Source organism: Streptococcus sp. C150 (genome assembly GCF_000187445.1).
GTDB classification, from domain to species: domain Bacteria; phylum Bacillota; class Bacilli; order Lactobacillales; family Streptococcaceae; genus Streptococcus; species Streptococcus raffinosi.
On the sequence record NZ_GL698449.1, the window covers coordinates 790646 to 806932 of the forward strand.

Here is a 16287-nt window from a genome sequence, read left to right on the forward strand (position 1 = left end):
AATAAAAATCCTTTTATTCATGGAAAATGGATGAAACATACATCAAAATTAAAGGAAAATGGCATTATTTGTATCGAGCCATCGATGCAGATGGTTTAACCTTGGATATTTGGTTACGTAAAAAACGGGACACACAAGCAGCCTATGCTTTTCTTAAGCGGTTAGTGAAGCAGTTTGATGAACCGAAGGTTGTAGTCACAGATAAAGCCCCCTCTATTACAAGTGCCTTTAAGAGACTAAAAGAATACGGCTTTTATCAAGGGACAGAACATCGTACCATTAAATACCTGAATAATTTGATTGAACAAGACCATCGTCCAGTAAAGAGACGCAATAAATTCTATCGAAGTTTACGCACTGCCTCACCCACGATTAAAGGCATGGAAGCCATCCGAGGATTATATAAGAAAACCCGAAAAGAAGGCACTCTCTTCGGGTTTTCGGTCTGTACTGAAATCAAGGTATTATTGGGAATCCCAGCTTAAATCATAGATGCCGTAAGGGATTTTATTCTTTATTTAAAACTTTGCAACAGAACCTTCAGTCGGATACCTCTGGATTCTCGGAACTGCCTATATAGTTCTCCAAATTTCTTCATTTAGCACCTCTATCAAGCATATATGGGAAAAACTTTTTCTTTTTAGTATTCTAGCATAAATTAACGAATAAAACAAAACTCCTAGAAAATCTACTTCTCTAGGAGTCGTTTTGTATTTAATGATGGTGCTCTTGCTCACTTTCTGCCTCCAGCTCTTCGATATTTCGCTTGTGGGCTCGGTGGGTTGCTAGATCTTCATCCACTTCGATGGTAACATTTTGGAACCCCCTCTCTTTGAGCAAGGTGCGGATAGACTCTTTACAGACCTCCATATGCTTGACATGCTCCAGACATACATGGACGATGGCATTTTTCTCCAAACCGTCCATGGTCCAAAGATTAAGCTGATTAATACTAGCGACATGGTCCAACTCTGCCAGATCCGTCTTGATCTTCTGGATGTTCACCCCTTCCGGCACAGCATCTAAGAAAATCTTGAGCGTAGACCAAAAACGTGGAATGGCTTTTGAAAGAATAAAGAAGGAAATAGCAAGGGACAAGAGCGGATCCAGGATATACCAGTCAGTATATCTGAGAACAATGGCCATCAGGATGACGGCGACCCAACCCAGGATGTCTTCCAAAAAGTGCAGGCTGAGAATGGATTCATTCTTGGTTTGTCCCTTACGAATCACAAGACTTGCTAAGACATTCACACTGATCGCAATAATCCCAAGCCAGAAAAGTCCCTCTTCATTGACAGGATGTGGGTGAAACAGTTTGACCATATTTTCCAAAATCACCATACCAGACCCTGTCATCAGGATCACAGCGGTCACCATAGCCCCTAAAAGGCTAAAACGCTTGTATCCCAAGGTGTAATGGCTGTCTTCTTTCCGATTGGAAATGCTCTCTAGGAAAGCCGAGATACCAATAGCAACCGCATCCCCAAAGTCATGAACCGAATCAGCAAGAACTGCACTGGAACCAAAAATCCCTCCTGCTATAAACTCAACAATGGCAAAGCTTAGATTTAAGAAAAAAGCCAGCCAAACTGCATATTTTGTCTTCATAATCTTGTTTCCTTTGTTATAATGGAAGTGGGACAAAAGTCCTAGCCTCTCAATTGTCTTTGGATTGTCGAGCAAGACGCAGTGGTTGAGTGGGCTCTACTACGCTGATTTCATCAGCTTTTACAGCCCTACTCAACTGTGCGGAGGTGGGACGACGAAATCGAATTCTAACGAATGACCGATTTCTGTCCCACTCTCGTATTCCCACCCCGCAAGGCTGATTAGGTACTCTTTGAAGCTAAAGAGCTAAAGAGCGAAAAAGAGACCAATCAGCTACTGCATAAATCATTTAACTCTATAGATATTCCGAGAACTGAGACTATTATCTCTTCTCTTCATTATCTATTATCCAATACTATCAACAGAAAGGATAGAAGCAAACCGTTCTCTGTGTACGTTATTGAACAGTTTGTTCAAATTGTCCATATGAAAGTTCCAGATCGTCGCATCACCAAGACTCGAAATGCTATCTATAAAGCTTTTTTACAATTACTCAACCAAAAAGACTACGAAGCCATCACCGTTCAGGAGATTATTGACCTGGCTGATGTGGGGCGCTCGACCTTTTATAGCCATTATGAGAGCAAGGAGTTACTACTGGATGAGCTCTGTCAACAGCTCTTTCACCATTTGTTTGAGCGTGCTCAACACCTCTCTCCACAAGGCTACCTGGCGCATATCTTTTTGCATTTTAAGAAAAATCAAGACCATATTACCAGTCTTCTCTTATCAAAAAATGACTACTTTCTCCGCCAACTGCAAAAAGAACTGGAACATGACGTCTATCCCATGTTAGCAGACGAACTGATTCAAGCACACCCCAACATTCCTCACTCCTATCTCAAGCACCTGGTCGTCAGCCACTTTATCGAAACCCTCAGCTGGTGGCTAAAAAAAGGTAAGTCCTATAGCGAGCAGGAAGTTGTCCAGTTTTATTTGGAGATACTGAAAGTTGGTTCAAACTAGAAAGAAGTTTTTTTAATGACCCTCACTCAATTTTATTTTCTCTTTCCAGCCTTATTCATGCTTCACGAACTTGAGGAAATCATATGGATGCCATCCTTTGTCAAAAAACTATCCGCACAGTTTCCAGATATTCGATTCCTTTCTTATTACACTCCTTTAACTTTCAATGCCATTGTCTTGGAGCAGTTTCTGATCCTTCTGCTATCACTTTTTCTTAGCTATCAGTTTAGCAACTATACTATTTACACAACCATTGTAATTGCTTATATCTACCATATTTTCGGACACCTGATTCAGACAATTGTCCTTCTAAAATATGTTCCTGGCTTGTTAACGGGTATTTTAACGAGCTTGTTCTCCATCACATTTCTAAAAATTGAAAGTTCAGTCAAACTCTATGGTTACTCTTTTTTGACTTTACTGGTTATCGTTTTAAATCTTATAGTATCATTTATGATTCTTAATAAAATCAGTCATAAAAAATAGCACTTAGACAATCATATCTTGGAAAGGAAACATCTATGTCACTTTATCCCATCTTTAGCATCATTACAGTCTTCTTAGCGCTTGCTTTTGTCCTGCTTCATCTTGTTGCAGCGTTATCAGCTATTTTAAATGGCAAAAAAAGCTTAGGAACCGGATTTATTATAGCTGGTGCCATAGTTAGTATCTTAGCCCTACTCCTTGTAATGATTAGTCGCACCTTGACAATTTATATCTGGATATTCGGTAACTCTATGATTTGCTTCGGCGCTGTCATGAATGGTAAAAATAATAAAAAATTCAACAAATCACACCACCTAATTCGTTTTGTCATTGACATGCTTATTACTATTTTGTTATATGTTAGTCTATACTTAAGATGATGTGATACTTATCGCTACAAATATTATTCAAAAGGGCCTAGAGGTTAAATCTAGCCCTTCTTTATTATTTAGAAAATAAACGTTATTATCTTTATTACATATGTTTGAATCACTGTCAATACTTTCTACATAAGAAAAATAACATCCAAAAAAGGACCCCTACGGAATCCTCTTATTAATTGATAAAATCAAACCGAGCGATCTGAGGAAGCACCCGATGATCATGAAACGTTATTAAACACAAAAGTCACCCATGTGAGTTCTTGCCAGAAGCTGAAGTTAATCCTTCAATCTGGAAAACCCGCAGAGGTGACTTTTTCTATACATCTCGATTTTTCTGGCAATAATCATTAACCGATAAATATGTCTGTGAATCACCCAGCGACTCCGCTATGTCCATAATCCGCGGTGGTAGTAGTCCCACTCGCTGGACAAGTTCGTGATCGCTGAACAATTCCCGTGGACTGCCGGCGAAGCCAAACTTCCCGTGTTCCATAACATACACCGACTCAAACTCGGCGGCGACCCAATCCATGTCATGGGTGATGGTCACAACTTGGTGGCCCGAATCAGCCAACTGATGGAAAATTGCGGTCAACTTGCGCCGGCTTTCCCAATCAAGCGACATCATCGGCTCATCAAATAAATAAATCGCCGGATCCACTGCCAAAACTGTGGCAACGCTCAACAGCTTGCGTTCCGACAATGACAGGTCATATGGACTTTCAGCTGCTTTATCATCCAAGCCAACTCTTTTTAGAGCCGCTAAAGCCCGCCTCGTAATCGTGTCGTGGTCATCCATGACCTGCGCGACACTCCACTCCACCTCTCGTTGAACGGTCGGGTTGAAAAGCTGATCGTCAGGATTCTGAAAAGTAATCCCAACTTTCAGTAACTTTTCGACTGGTTTAAGATCATTAAAATTTTCTCCATCGATCTTAATCACACCGGTTTGTGGTGTCAGCAAGCCCGTCAACAATTTGAAGAGCGTTGATTTACCGGCACCATTTTGGCCGACAATCGCCACCATCGGATCGGCGAAGTGTTTGTCTTCAACATCCAAGCTAAAGGACCGTTCCGGATAAGTGAACGTCAGGTGGTTCAGTTCAATTGTGGACATAACAAGCCTCCTTCAGATCAGCGCCATTCACCGGATACTGGCCATCAGCCAAGTGCCAATCCATTTTTTGAGCAAGTTGCTGGATTGTCGGGGCTGGAATCTGCCAGTCAGCTGCCAAATGATTAAACACCTCACCCGGCCTGCCCTGGGCTACCATTTGACCCTCGTGCAGCACCCACACAACGTCGGCGACTTCGCACAAATCGTCAATTTCACTGGTGACAATGAAGACATTCGTCTCTTTGACTTGGGCCAGCCATTGGAAAAATTGCCGGCGGCCAAGGGGATCCATCTGACTGGTCGGATCATCCATAATCAAAACAGCCGGATTAGCCACAATCGCCGTGGCAATTGCCAACCGCTGAATCTGACCACCGGAAAGGCTCTCGGGACGCAAATTCAGCTGTTCAATCAGCCCCATTTGCGTGGCAACTTCTTCAACCCGTTTTTGAATCAGTTCTTCAGCCATTCCCTGATTAATCAAGTCAAAGGCGATTTCATCGGCAACCGTGTCTGCCAACCCGCTTAGTTGGCCAGCTGGATTTTGCAGTACAACTCCATTCATGGCATTATAAACGGGCCAATTGTCGGACACTCGCTGGCCAAACATGTGCCAGTCGCCCTCAATCTCAGCAGACACAATTTTGGGAATGACCCCTGCCAGCACACGGCACAAAGTCGATTTGCCGGAGTGGCTATTCCCGATAATCCCAACCACCTGGCCGGTATGAACCTCCGCGTTAATCTGACGTAGTTGTGGTTGCTCAGTACCCGGATAACGGGTGGTCAAATTTTCAATTACAATCCGTTTATCTTCTTCCATATCTTCCACCCAATCAATAAAATTGCCAATCCAGTCAGACCAATGTGCAGCGTCTGCGACAGGCGATACACGCGCTGGGAGGTTCTGACAGTCCGGTTGGGATTATCAAAACCTCTCAGTTGGAGAGAAATCGACCGCGCCATCGATTGATCCAAGGTCTTAATCACCAATGGAATTAGAACCGGCAGGACTGACTTTAATTTCTGAATCAACGTTTTTTGCGGATTGGTTCCGCGAACTTTTTGTGCCTGCTGGATTTTCCGCATATTGCGCATCATTTCCGGCAAAATATAACACACCGACATCAGAACGTAGACGGTTTTATAAGACAATCCGGACAGTTCCAAATAGGCCGCGTTTTCTGAAATACTCGTGGTCACCATAAAAAAGCCACTGGTCAAAATAATCACCAATACTCGACAACCCAGAGTGGTGGCGTAAATCAGGCCTTCTTTGTAGAACGACACCCCAAGCACAGAAAACAGCACAGTTTGATTCCGACTGTAAAATAACCCTTGGATGATCAGCATGGTGCAAATCAGAAACAGGCTGAATCCCAGCGCCTTAAAGATGGTAGAACTCAATTTGGAAAATAACAATAGCAATGTTGCGACAAGGATTAATCCAGCCTGAAGCAATAAATTCATACTGGCAAAGCTCAACAACGTCATGTCCAAGATGAACAAGAGCTTAGTAATCGGATCGATCACCTGGTACCACTTTAGCTTGACCCGTGGCGTTCCAGAAATCAATGTTTGAACAGTCATCATTTATCACCGCTAAAGAAGTGCACCATACGCTTCGGCAGCTGACGATAGATGAAGAATGCCAGGTAGGACACGCAGACTTTATCCAAAATATCCAAGACAAACTCATCGGTAAATGAGGCCAGCCACACTGGTACATGATTGGCGACCATTACCGCAAACAATGAGTCACCCCAAGCGATACCGGTCTGACCACCCCAAAAGATGACGTTGAGTGGCGTTGAAATGGCAGCTGAAACGATGGCAATAATAATAGCAGAAACAAATACTCGTCGCGCTGACGAGAACCACCCCTTGGCGTGCAAAACTCCGACAGCAATACCAATTCCGATACTGGTTATCGCATACACGGTTGAAATTGGCGATAAGGTCAGCCCATAGATTACGTTGTTGATGAAACCACTGATGGCACCGGCAACCGGCCCAGCCAACATGCTGGCAAGAAAGGTTCCCAAAGACCCCAGCCAAACGGGCAACTTTAACCCCTCCGCCAAGGCTTTGGCAACATAGTTAATCCCCACAGCAGCGGGAATCAAAGTCATGGTGGCAGCACTTAACTTAAATTCCCACATACTGGTACGATGAATCGGTTCTGTTTTCATAATCTTCTCCTTTTGTTTTTAAAGAGCCGTGTCGGGAATGACTTTCGGACGTAACGCTCTATAGTATAGTTAACTGAACTCTTAGGTATTTTCACTGTACTAACCGTAGTCGACATAAGTTAATATAGTAAAATTACTATTTTCGAGTTCTTACTCATATCATACGCTTATTCTCGAAATTGTCAAGTCTTTTCTGAAAATTCTGCAAAAAAATGAGTTAACTGAAAATGCCTAGCTCCTACTAGACATTTTTTGTTTCTATAATGACTTTAATCCTTATTGCTTATACTTCCATTTTTAACAAGACGAACCCTAGTCAGTCACATAAATCTCGCCACGGCTATAGAGGGCAGCGTTTCCTGCAAGATAAAGCCTATCTCCTTCTATATGACAACTAAGGTTCCCACTTCGCTCAGAGGCTTGATAAGCTCTAAATTCTTCTTGTCCTAACTTATTAGCCCATAAAGGAATGACATGACAATGACCTGACCCACAAACTGGATCCTCCTCAATGGATAATTTTGGAGCAAAACTTCGTGTAACAGTATCGTATTTTTCCCCTCTAGCAGTGATATTTAAAAGGAGTCCATCTAAAGCTTTGACTCTGTCAAAATCTGGAGTAGCATTGATGACATCATTTTCATGGGGTAAGATACAGACTAGGTCTCTTCCCAGCCACGCTTCAAGCGGACGCACTCCGATTGCTTCTTCCATCTCACTTGAGACTGGAACTTGCTGCATAGAATATACTGGGAAATTAAGCTCATAATACTCAGCTTTCTTAGTAACCACAAGTTCGCCACTTTGTGTTTCAAAGGTAAGATTTTCAGCTTCTTTTTCTTTAAATTGAAAGAGAACAAAGGCCGTTGCCAAAGTAGCATGACCACACAAATCGATTTCTCCACCCGGAGTAAACCAACGTAATTCATAGTAATCATCATTTTTAACCGTAAAAGCTGTCTCAGAGAGATTATTTTCTCTGGCGATATTCTGCAAGGTATTATCCGATAACCATTCATCCAAAAGACAAACAGCAGCTGGGTTCCCTTTAAAAACGGTATCTGTAAAAGCATCAACGATAAATTGTGGGATGGTATATTGGCTCATTAACATTGGGGCTCCTTAATTTGTTATCTTCATTATATCTGAAAATAGGATAGAAAACAGACAAATGGTATCTAAAAAAAGCAACTTGAAAAAGTTACTTTTTGTACAAAGTTTTCTTTATTTCTTGATAACTCCTTCTTTTACCAAAAAGTCATGCGCTACTTGGGCAGCTGGTTTACCTTCTACTCCCACTTGGTAGTTCATCTGGCTCATTTGCTTCTCTGTGATGTTACCAGCTAACTTGTTTAGAATGCCTTCCAATTCTGGATGTTTCTTAAGAAGAGCTTCTTTCATAAGGGGCGCCCCTTGATAAGGTGGGAAGAGTTGTTTGTCATCCTCTAGAACCACAAGGTCATAGCGAGCAAGCTCCGCATCCGTTGAGTAAGCATCTGTTATCTGGATCTCACCGGACTGGATAGCCTGGTAGCGAAGGGCTGGCTCCATGGTGGAGACTTGTAGATCAAGACCATAGACTTTCTGCAAGCCCTTGTTCCCATCCTGTCGGTCATTAAACTCTAGGGTGAAGCCTGCCTTAAGCTCCCCTTCCACCTTTTTCAAGTCAGAAATGGTCTTGAGTCCATACTCTTGAGCAATTTTCTTAGGCACTGCAACAGCATAGGTATTTTCATATGCCATAGGTTTGAGCAAGGCCAGGTCGTCTTGTTTTTTAATACCATCTCGGGCAGCTTGATAGACTGCTTCTGGATCATGATTGACTTGTGGCGCCGGCTTGAGGAGACTTTCCGTCACGGTGCCTGTAAATTCTGGATAGATATCAATATCCCCTTTTTTCAGAGCTTCATAGAGGAAAGTGGTCTTGCCAAAATTTGGTTTAACAGTCACTGTCATATCCGTATTTTTCTCGATCAAGATCTTATACATATTAGCTAGAATTTCAGGTTCAGGCCCTAACTTCCCAGCAATGATCAGGTTTTCTTTTTCTGGTTTGGGGATAAGACTCGGCACATAGGAAGCTCCCAATCCCAGAATCATGACCGCAAAGACTGTAAAGATGGTCCGTAATTTGGCCTTTTCCATCCATTTGAGCAGAAGGTTAAAGGTGATGGCTAAGAGTGCCGAAGATAGGGCACCAATCAAAATCAAACTGGCATTATTGCGGTCAATCCCTAAAAGGATAAAGGAACCAAGTCCTCCAGCCCCGATAAGTGCTGCCAAGGTTGCTGTCCCGATAATCATTACTGCAGAAGTTCGCACACCTGACATCACCACAGGCATGGCAAGAGGTATTTCAAACTTCTTGAGGCGCTCCCATTTGGTCATCCCAAAGGCAATCCCTGCTTCTTCTAAACTGGGGTCAATCCCACGCAATCCTGTAATAGTATTTTGAAGGATGGGGAAAATGGCATAAATAACGAGTGCCGTCAAAGCAGGCAAGGTCCCAATCCCCATAATAGGGATAAAGAGTCCCAGAAGGGCCATAGAAGGGATGGTTTGAAAGATCCCAGCAATCTGCAAGACCCAGTTACTCGCACGATCGCGCGTACTAAGATAAATAGCCAAAGGAATTGAGATGAAAATAGCAATAATTAAGGTCAAAAGAGACAATTGTAAGTGTTGTCCGAGAGCTGTAAGCCAGTCGCTAAAGCGCTCTTGAAATGTTGAAATTAAATTAGACATGAGGGCTACCTCCAAACAAGTTTGCTACAAAGTCTGTCGCAGGTGCTTGTAAAATTGTTTCAGGTTCTGCAACCTGACGAATTTCTCCATCTTGCAAAACTGCAATCCGGTCGGCTAATTTTAAGGCCTCGTCTGTATCGTGGGTAACGAAGATTGTCGTCATGCCGAATTCTTTATGCAAGTCTTTTATGAGACTCTGCAACTGCTTGCGAGAAATTGCATCCAAGGCTGAAAATGGTTCGTCCATCAATAGAATCTTTGGTTTCCCAATGATGGCACGCACAATCCCAATCCGTTGTTGCTCCCCACCAGACAACTCACTTGGCTTGCGCTTTGCATACTCTGCAGCAGGCAGACCAACCTTATCCAAGAGTTCATCGGTTTTAGAGGCAATTTGTTCTTTGGTCCAGCCCTTCATCTCAGGAATGAGGGCAATATTTTCCGCAACTGTCAAATTAGGAAAGAGGGCAATGGCTTGAAGTACATAGCCGGTACTGAGACGTAACTCCCGTTCATCATAGTCCTTGATGCGTTTCCCATCCATGTAGATATTGCCATCAGTCGGCTCAAGTAGCCGATTGATCATCTTGATCATGGTGGTTTTCCCAGATCCTGAGGGGCCTACGAGCACCATAAATTCACCATCTTCAATACAGAGATTGACATCTTTTAAAATGTCTTTTTCTGTGTAGCGCAAGGCTACATGTTTGTATTCAATCATAAATCATCCTCATTTTTCACGATCACTTTGCCGAAAGAATGGCTTCCTTCCAGATAAGCATGCGCTTTTTGGATTTGGTCAATCTTATAAACCTTTTCAGGTCGTACATCCACATGATACTGCTCGACAAAATCTACCAAAGCCTGAAGCTTGTCTGGAGACACATTGCCAGAAGCAAAAGTCGTCAAGTAGAGATTGCGAGAGAGCATCTCAATCGGATCAAAGTCTGGAACAGTCCACTGACCACCCAGAAGGCCACAAGAACAGATCATCCCGCCTTCTGCTGTCCGCGCAAAAGTATCGAGAATAGCACTGGGACCGACAAGATCCAAAACCTTATCGAACTGCTCTTGCGTTTGCAAGACACCATCCTTCTCCAAAATCACCTCATCAAATCCGACCGCCTTCAATTGGTCTTCCTTAGCTAAATTTCGGCTAGTTCCCGCCAGATGAACCTTAGGAAATTTGCCTTTTAGCAGTCTAGCAAAGGCAATTCCTACACCACTGGTTGCTCCGCGAACTAACACGCTGTCTTTCTCCTCAATCTTGAGGTTAAGAAAAGAGCCAAAAGCCGTGTAATAGGTTTCCGGAAGGGTGATCAAACTTTCCAAATCAAGTTCTGTCTTGATCGGATAAATTTGCTCATTGGGGATAAGAGTATACTCTGCATAGCCTCCATCAAAGGCACGTCCCATCTCCCCCATAATGGAAATGATTTGCTGACCAATCTTCAAATCTGGTCGTGTCGTTTCTTCCACAAGACCGACACACTCAATCCCTAATACACGAGGAAATTTCACAGATGGTGATTGTCCCTTGCGAGTAAAAATTTCACTATGGTTAATACCAAAACCTTGGATTTTCACCAGGGTCCAACCTGGCTTCAGGACTGGTTTTTGTCGTTCGACAACTTCTAATACCTCTGGTCCACCTGGACTGCTCACAACAACTGCTTTCATAAGGTACTCCTCTTTTTCTACAGTTCATTTTCTTTAGCTTTTAGATTTGAGATAATACGCTCTTGATAAGCCTCAAATTCTCGGATTTCTTGATCAGAAAAACCTTGGTAGAAAATCTCACCCAACTCTTTACTAACACGGTCTCCAATTTCTTTTTGCTCCCAACCTAGGTCTGTCAAAGAAATATATTTTTTTCTTTTATCCTGCGTGCAAGGTTGAATTGTAACCAAGCCTTGTTCTGCCAATTTTTTAACCATGCTGGTCAATGTATTATTGGCTAGACCGGTCGCAAGAGCGATATCGGTCGCAGTAGCGCACCCCAATTCTTGCTTCCACAAAATCGTTAAAATTTTCCCCTGTTCACTTCGGTATTGGGCATCTGGTTCCTTGCTCAAGAGTTTTTGAAACAGTCGCCCGTTCAACAAACGTATCTGTAAAGCTTGGTAGCCCCCTTGCTTCTTGTCCATTTTGTCTCCTTTTTCTTCTATATCGAACTTTCTAAATCTATTGTAAATCTACTCATTACATCTGTCAACTATTTCGATATAGAAATAATTATAAAAACAAAAAAACTTTCCTAATCATCTAGGAAAGTTCTAACTATAATCGAATAATATCTTTAAACGAGCTTACTCAGCCTTGGTAATATCTTCACGCATTTCATCGACATTGAATTTAGCGAAGAGATACTGGCGATCTTGAACTGGGAAACGTTGATCGAGTTGGTCAACTGGACCGACTTCAACAATACCATTATCAATAATGAAGTCCATAACGTGCCCACCGAAAGACAAATCATCCGAAATAAAGTGTAAATGATAGCCAGCTACACTAACTCCATGGAACATCTCAGGAGTCCAAATACCAACAATGGTACCTGAAATATTATCAGCTTCATACTCCGGCTGATGTGTTGCCACCTCTGCAAACTTAGTATCCGGGGCAGATTTAGGAATCATACGAACATGCATGTGCTTAAAGTGACCCTTAATTTTGATGGAACGGAAGAGATTAACCCCATCGTAGTAAGATTCAATACGTTCTTCAAGTTCCTTATCAGTCATTTCAAAGCGTTGTCGGAAGATTACTTCGGCTTGGTGTGGAACTACAGCTGCATAAGGTACTTTTTCATTAGCAGCAACCTCAACAACCTCAACCTTACCTTCTGACCCCTTGGCTTGATAAGCTTTACCATCAAGGACAATTAGCTCCCCATCAATGGAATCAAGGGTTCCAAGCCCCAAGTCCCCATGTTCTAAAAGTTCACCAACTGTTAACGTACCCCCGTAAAGCCCAGCCATTAAGGCTCCCAAGGTATTATATTGAAATAATTTTATGGCTTCAGACATGTGTACACCTTCTTCTTAATAAAATTCATCAGGCAAGATAGTTTCGCCGAGTTTAATATTGTCTTTGTAGTCTATTGGCACATCTATAAGGACAGGTCCATTATCAGAATCTTGAAGTGCTTGTTGAAGTAATTGCGCAAAGGCTTCTTTGCTTGTCGCACGATAGCCCTTGGCACCAAAGCTCTCAGCATATTTTACAAAATCAACAGGGCCAAAGTCAACCCCTGACGAGCGACCATACTTCATTTCTTCCTGAAATTCCACCATATTATAATGCCCATCATTCCAGATGATATGAACAATTGGCAGTTTCAAACGAACCGCTGTTTCCAACTCTTGTCCAGAGAAGAGGAAACCACCATCACCAGAAATTGAGATAACCTTTTCCTTTGGACGAACCAAGGCTGCAGAAATCGCCCAAGGAAGAGCAACACCCAAGGTTTGCATACCGTTTGAGAATAGCAAATGACGAGGTTCATAAGATTTGAAATAACGTGCCATCCAGATATAGTGACTACCAACGTCAACTGTAACCGTCATATCATCCTCAGTTTGATCTTGCAAGACTTCAATCAAATCAAGTGGATGGACCGTACCTTCTTCAGGCTGACGGTCAAATTTGACATCATCAACGACAGTATCTTTCAAACCTTTAAGATATTCAACTGAGCCTTCAGGCAATTGATATCCTTGGATTGCTGGCAAAAGCAAATCCAAAGTTGCTTCAACATTACCAATCAACTCACGTTCTGGTTGGAAATACGTATCAACGTCAGCAGGTTCTACATCGATAACAATGATACGAGCTGAAATCTCAGCATTCCAGTTGCGTGCTTCATACTCGATTGGGTCATAACCGATTGCTATAATCAAGTCTGCTTTTTTAAGCAACATATCACCAGGTTGATTACGGAAAAGCCCAACACGGCCAAAGAAAGTGTCCTCTTCGAGGTCTCTAGAAACAATACCTGCTCCTTGGAAAGTTTCTACCACTGGCAATTTAACATACTCCAAAATTTGACGGATAGACTGAGTTACCGCCTCTGATGAAGCACCATTCCCCAAAAGGAAAACTGGCAAAACCGCATTTTTAATGGCTTGTGCCAAATAATTAATATCAGAGACAGAAGCTGACCCCAGTTTTGGATCAGTCAATGGTTTAATAGCTTTGACACTGACTGGAGCGTCTGTAACGTCTTGAGGAATAGAAATGAAACTTGCACCAGGCTTACCTGCTTTAGCATGACGATAAGCATTGGCTACAATCTCAGAAAGGGTATTAGCATCATGGACTTCAGCTGCATACTTCGTGATTGGCTCTAACATAGCAACGTTATTCATTGATTGGTGGGCACGTTTCAAGAGGTCTGCACGCTTAACCTGACCACCAATAGCAAGAACAGGGTCCCCTTCATCAGTGGCCGTAACCAAACCAGTCGCCAAGTTAGAAACACCGGGACCAGATGTCACCAAGACAACACCGGGTTTTCCGGTAATTCGACCAACTCCTTGAGCCATAAAAGCTGCATTTTGCTCATGACGAGCAACAATCAATTCCGGCCCCTTATCTTCAAGCGTATCAAAAACCCTATCAATTTTCGCTCCAGGTATCCCGAAAACATACTTAACATCGTGGTTAATCAAGCTATCAACCACTAAATCAGCACCATACAATTGCTTTCCTTCTGACATTAACCAAGTCCTTTTGGCTCATCAACTACAGAGCCTACTTTCCTTTCAAATATAAGTCATAAAGGGTCAAAGCCTGATCGATTTTTCACAAACTTTAATCACTTCACAATTCTGTTATCATTATAGCACAGTTTTTAAGCATTCTTGTGAAAAAAAGATTGTGAATTTTTGCACTTCTAAATCAAAATAAACACCTGAATGCTATCAGATGTTTATGTGTTTTTGACCTTAGAAAATTCACGATTCAGATAATTTTGCAAAGCCTCAAAAATATTCAAAAGTTGTAAATAATTGGACAAAGTGGAGCGTCCTGGAATATCATTCACATCCAAAGAAATACGCTCGACATCTTTTTCATACAAAATACGGAAAGAGACCACAGGCTGATCCGAAAAATAATTGTCACCAGCTATGAGGTAACACTCATAGATAATACCGATAGGGTTAGAGACCTTCATCTCAATGCGAATAGCTCCAAACCCCAAGTCCTCCACCTGCTGAAAACGCTCCAAAATAGCCTGTCGCTGACTGGGAATAAAGTTTGTAATCTCCATAGCAACCTCCCAACGCTTCTTTTTGTCTATTATAGCCTAAAGATGGGAAAAAATCTTGTAATGGGTTTCCTATTAAGACTACAAGACCCATGAGAGTATTATTTAACTTCTTTATAGTCTCTAAAGTCAGATTTTATATTGTTATCGTCATCATGTTCATCTACCCAATCCTTTATATCAGTAAAAGAATGAATATCTTTCTTAATACCAGCACCATCCTCTACAGAAATTACAATTGCTTGCTCTCCATTTGTTCCCAACCAATGTAAAATATCATTGGTCTGCTCTTCAGGGGAGAAATAGATTTGTGATTGTTTGTCGTATTCCCTATCTCTAAAAGACTCATATTTAGCTAACTTCTTTTTATAGGCCTTATATTTTCTATTATAATCTTTCTTAGCTTTTTGACGTACTTTTTCGTAAGCTCGATAGTCTCTCTGGTAGTCTTGTTGAGCCTTCTTATTAAGAATGTCACTAAAACTTAAGGTTTTAAAAGGAAAAATAGAATCTGGGAGAGCATTAAATTCTGGAAGTTTCTTTGGCTCTCTTGGTTTATTAGGTAGGAAACTTTTCACTGGCTCAGTTGGACCGGCTGGAAAATCCCCTTCCTTACCTTGACGGGTCAATAGTTTAAATTTCTTTAACGTATCACTATTTGTTGTTTGATTAACAGCATCTTCGTAAATATGCTTAACTTCAGGATTGTCATTAAATAGATTAATCTGATTCTCTTGTTTTGAAGTATCTACATTATCGATCTCTTGGATAACATTTAGGTGTGCTGATAAATAGCTGTCTTTTTGAACTGGCAATTTCTTTAAAAGCTCATCTAAGTTTCCCTCTCTTTTTAAATAGCCCCACATATTACTGTCATTCAGCTGATTACGAGCAGAACCCCTATCACCGAAATAAAGCAGTTCATCTTTACTGTAAGAATAATCTGGTAGGTCTCCAGTTAAAAATTGATTGGTATCGAGATTATAAGTAAATTGCTTATCGCTTTGAGAAGTAGTCAAGAAAACATAATCATAACCATCAATCTCTCTTAAAGACACAGCCAACTCCTTAATATCTTTAAAATCTTTTATTTTCTTCAAATATGGGGTCAAATTAATAATTTTCTTTTCAAAATTTTTGTTAATATCATAAACTACCAAATGAGCTTGATGCAGACTACTCATGGTATCGTAATAGCGAACAAAATGATTTCTACCAATCAACTCAGTAGCTACATTATCTTCAGAATTATAATAAGTGGGTTCTTCATGACTAATGGCAACATACTGTTGACGACTACCAAAAATCTTATTGGAAGTTACCTTATCTGCTTTTAGGGCCATCTGTAACTCTTCTACAGCTTCTTCATGAAATTTGTTCTTTGTATATGCATTTCCTAAAAAGAAAAGCATGAGTATAGCCGCAGTATAAATCCTTCCACGCTTGGAGAAGGGAAATTTTAGAATCTTCTTTATCATAACTTTTTACAAAAATAGCCAGAACATCACATTCTGA

The 16287-nt window shown here is 41.5% G+C and carries 17 protein-coding genes and 1 pseudogene; 4 read left to right on the top strand and 14 right to left on the bottom strand.

Features of this window, described 5'->3' with window-relative positions:
• Positions 1 to 5: 5 nt before the first annotated feature.
• Positions 6 to 485, top strand: a pseudogene (locus HMPREF0848_RS03670) (IS6-like element IS1216 family transposase); the annotation flags it as partial.
• Between the two features lie 229 nt (positions 486 to 714).
• On the opposite strand, the gene HMPREF0848_RS03675 reads toward HMPREF0848_RS03670, so the two are convergent.
• Positions 715 to 1611, bottom strand: coding sequence for a cation diffusion facilitator family transporter (locus HMPREF0848_RS03675; RefSeq protein WP_008534716.1), 897 nt, complete (start codon positions 1609 to 1611; stop codon positions 715 to 717).
• Between the two features lie 426 nt (positions 1612 to 2037).
• Between HMPREF0848_RS03675 and HMPREF0848_RS03680 the strand changes: the two genes are divergently transcribed.
• The 3 genes from HMPREF0848_RS03680 to HMPREF0848_RS03690 are packed head-to-tail and all read left to right on the top strand — an operon-like array spanning position 2038 to position 3443.
• Entirely contained in the window at positions 2038 to 2577 is a 540-nt protein-coding gene (locus tag HMPREF0848_RS03680; RefSeq protein ID WP_232203288.1) for a TetR/AcrR family transcriptional regulator, read from the top strand.
• Positions 2578 to 2592: 15 nt separating this feature from the next.
• On the top strand, positions 2593 to 3063 hold the full coding sequence (locus HMPREF0848_RS03685; RefSeq protein ID WP_037608891.1) for an HXXEE domain-containing protein: 471 nt from the start codon (positions 2593 to 2595) through the stop codon (positions 3061 to 3063).
• 35 nt (positions 3064 to 3098) lie between these two features.
• Entirely contained in the window at positions 3099 to 3443 is a 345-nt protein-coding gene (locus HMPREF0848_RS03690) for a hypothetical protein (protein ID WP_008534720.1), read from the top strand.
• Between the two features lie 319 nt (positions 3444 to 3762).
• On the opposite strand, the gene HMPREF0848_RS03695 is transcribed toward HMPREF0848_RS03690, so the two are convergent.
• The 13 genes from HMPREF0848_RS03695 to HMPREF0848_RS03755 form a co-directional block, all read right to left on the bottom strand.
• Complete coding sequence (locus HMPREF0848_RS03695; RefSeq protein ID WP_002891034.1) at positions 3763 to 4563, bottom strand: energy-coupling factor ABC transporter ATP-binding protein; 801 nt, start codon at positions 4561 to 4563, stop codon at positions 3763 to 3765.
• Entirely contained in the window at positions 4550 to 5386 is an 837-nt protein-coding gene (locus tag HMPREF0848_RS03700; protein ID WP_037608893.1) for an ABC transporter ATP-binding protein, read from the bottom strand. Before HMPREF0848_RS03700 ends, HMPREF0848_RS03695 begins: the two co-directional genes overlap by 14 nt.
• Entirely contained in the window at positions 5362 to 6153 is a 792-nt protein-coding gene (locus tag HMPREF0848_RS03705; protein WP_008534723.1) for an energy-coupling factor transporter transmembrane component T, read from the bottom strand. Before HMPREF0848_RS03705 ends, HMPREF0848_RS03700 begins: the two co-directional genes overlap by 25 nt.
• Positions 6153 to 6755 (bottom strand): hypothetical protein, encoded by a 603-nt coding sequence (locus HMPREF0848_RS03710; protein ID WP_008534724.1) that lies wholly within the window; start codon positions 6753 to 6755, stop codon positions 6153 to 6155. Before HMPREF0848_RS03710 ends, HMPREF0848_RS03705 begins: the two co-directional genes overlap by 1 nt.
• A gap of 312 nt (positions 6756 to 7067) precedes the next feature.
• Positions 7068 to 7868: a PhzF family phenazine biosynthesis protein gene (locus HMPREF0848_RS03715; RefSeq protein WP_037608898.1), complete on the bottom strand. Its 801-nt coding sequence runs from the start codon at positions 7866 to 7868 to the stop codon at positions 7068 to 7070.
• A 111-nt stretch (positions 7869 to 7979) separates the two neighbouring features.
• Positions 7980 to 9500 carry an ABC transporter permease/substrate-binding protein gene (locus tag HMPREF0848_RS03720; protein ID WP_008534726.1) on the bottom strand — a complete coding sequence of 507 codons (1521 nt, stop codon included), beginning with the start codon at positions 9498 to 9500 and terminating at the stop codon, positions 7980 to 7982.
• On the bottom strand, positions 9493 to 10221 hold the full coding sequence (locus HMPREF0848_RS03725) for an ATP-binding cassette domain-containing protein (protein WP_008534727.1): 729 nt from the start codon (positions 10219 to 10221) through the stop codon (positions 9493 to 9495). Before HMPREF0848_RS03725 ends, HMPREF0848_RS03720 begins: the two co-directional genes overlap by 8 nt.
• Positions 10218 to 11180, bottom strand: coding sequence for a zinc-binding dehydrogenase (locus tag HMPREF0848_RS03730; RefSeq protein ID WP_008534728.1), 963 nt, complete (start codon positions 11178 to 11180; stop codon positions 10218 to 10220). The genes HMPREF0848_RS03725 and HMPREF0848_RS03730 overlap by 4 nt, the downstream gene beginning before the upstream one ends.
• A gap of 17 nt (positions 11181 to 11197) precedes the next feature.
• Positions 11198 to 11647: a MarR family winged helix-turn-helix transcriptional regulator gene (locus HMPREF0848_RS03735; RefSeq protein WP_008534729.1), complete on the bottom strand. Its 450-nt coding sequence runs from the start codon at positions 11645 to 11647 to the stop codon at positions 11198 to 11200.
• A gap of 162 nt (positions 11648 to 11809) precedes the next feature.
• Positions 11810 to 12529 carry an acetolactate decarboxylase gene (gene budA / locus HMPREF0848_RS03740; protein ID WP_008534730.1) on the bottom strand — a complete coding sequence of 240 codons (720 nt, stop codon included), beginning with the start codon at positions 12527 to 12529 and terminating at the stop codon, positions 11810 to 11812.
• Between the two features lie 15 nt (positions 12530 to 12544).
• The gene (gene alsS, locus HMPREF0848_RS03745; protein WP_008534731.1) at positions 12545 to 14221 is read right to left on the bottom strand and encodes an acetolactate synthase AlsS; all 1677 of its coding nucleotides are present in this window, start codon (positions 14219 to 14221) and stop codon (positions 12545 to 12547) included.
• Between the two features lie 212 nt (positions 14222 to 14433).
• The gene (locus HMPREF0848_RS03750) at positions 14434 to 14775 is read right to left on the bottom strand and encodes a hypothetical protein (RefSeq protein WP_008534732.1); all 342 of its coding nucleotides are present in this window, start codon (positions 14773 to 14775) and stop codon (positions 14434 to 14436) included.
• Positions 14776 to 14873: 98 nt separating this feature from the next.
• Positions 14874 to 16250: a hypothetical protein gene (locus tag HMPREF0848_RS03755; RefSeq protein ID WP_008534733.1), complete on the bottom strand. Its 1377-nt coding sequence runs from the start codon at positions 16248 to 16250 to the stop codon at positions 14874 to 14876.
• Positions 16251 to 16287: the final 37 nt, after the last annotated feature.

What these genes read in the sequence shown, in the direction of transcription:
- HMPREF0848_RS03755 (WP_008534733.1), bottom strand. Translation starts at nt 16,250, where the DNA reads ATGATAAAGAAGATTCTAAAATTTCCCTTCTCCAAGCGTGGAAGGATT.
- HMPREF0848_RS03690 (WP_008534720.1), top strand. Translation starts at nt 3,099, where the DNA reads ATGTCACTTTATCCCATCTTTAGCATCATTACAGTCTTCTTAGCGCTT.
- HMPREF0848_RS03735 (WP_008534729.1), bottom strand. Translation starts at nt 11,647, where the DNA reads ATGGACAAGAAGCAAGGGGGCTACCAAGCTTTACAGATACGTTTGTTG.
- HMPREF0848_RS03695 (WP_002891034.1), bottom strand. Translation starts at nt 4,563, where the DNA reads ATGTCCACAATTGAACTGAACCACCTGACGTTCACTTATCCGGAACGG.
- HMPREF0848_RS03705 (WP_008534723.1), bottom strand. Translation starts at nt 6,153, where the DNA reads ATGACTGTTCAAACATTGATTTCTGGAACGCCACGGGTCAAGCTAAAG.
- HMPREF0848_RS03715 (WP_037608898.1), bottom strand. Translation starts at nt 7,868, where the DNA reads ATGTTAATGAGCCAATATACCATCCCACAATTTATCGTTGATGCTTTT.
- HMPREF0848_RS03700 (WP_037608893.1), bottom strand. Translation starts at nt 5,386, where the DNA reads ATGGAAGAAGATAAACGGATTGTAATTGAAAATTTGACCACCCGTTAT.
- budA (WP_008534730.1), bottom strand. Translation starts at nt 12,529, where the DNA reads ATGTCTGAAGCCATAAAATTATTTCAATATAATACCTTGGGAGCCTTA.
- HMPREF0848_RS03710 (WP_008534724.1), bottom strand. Translation starts at nt 6,755, where the DNA reads ATGAAAACAGAACCGATTCATCGTACCAGTATGTGGGAATTTAAGTTA.
- HMPREF0848_RS03725 (WP_008534727.1), bottom strand. Translation starts at nt 10,221, where the DNA reads ATGATTGAATACAAACATGTAGCCTTGCGCTACACAGAAAAAGACATT.
- HMPREF0848_RS03720 (WP_008534726.1), bottom strand. Translation starts at nt 9,500, where the DNA reads ATGTCTAATTTAATTTCAACATTTCAAGAGCGCTTTAGCGACTGGCTT.
- HMPREF0848_RS03675 (WP_008534716.1), bottom strand. Translation starts at nt 1,611, where the DNA reads ATGAAGACAAAATATGCAGTTTGGCTGGCTTTTTTCTTAAATCTAAGC.
- HMPREF0848_RS03685 (WP_037608891.1), top strand. Translation starts at nt 2,593, where the DNA reads ATGACCCTCACTCAATTTTATTTTCTCTTTCCAGCCTTATTCATGCTT.
- HMPREF0848_RS03750 (WP_008534732.1), bottom strand. Translation starts at nt 14,775, where the DNA reads ATGGAGATTACAAACTTTATTCCCAGTCAGCGACAGGCTATTTTGGAG.
- alsS (WP_008534731.1), bottom strand. Translation starts at nt 14,221, where the DNA reads ATGTCAGAAGGAAAGCAATTGTATGGTGCTGATTTAGTGGTTGATAGC.
- HMPREF0848_RS03730 (WP_008534728.1), bottom strand. Translation starts at nt 11,180, where the DNA reads ATGAAAGCAGTTGTTGTGAGCAGTCCAGGTGGACCAGAGGTATTAGAA.
- HMPREF0848_RS03680 (WP_232203288.1), top strand. Translation starts at nt 2,038, where the DNA reads ATGAAAGTTCCAGATCGTCGCATCACCAAGACTCGAAATGCTATCTAT.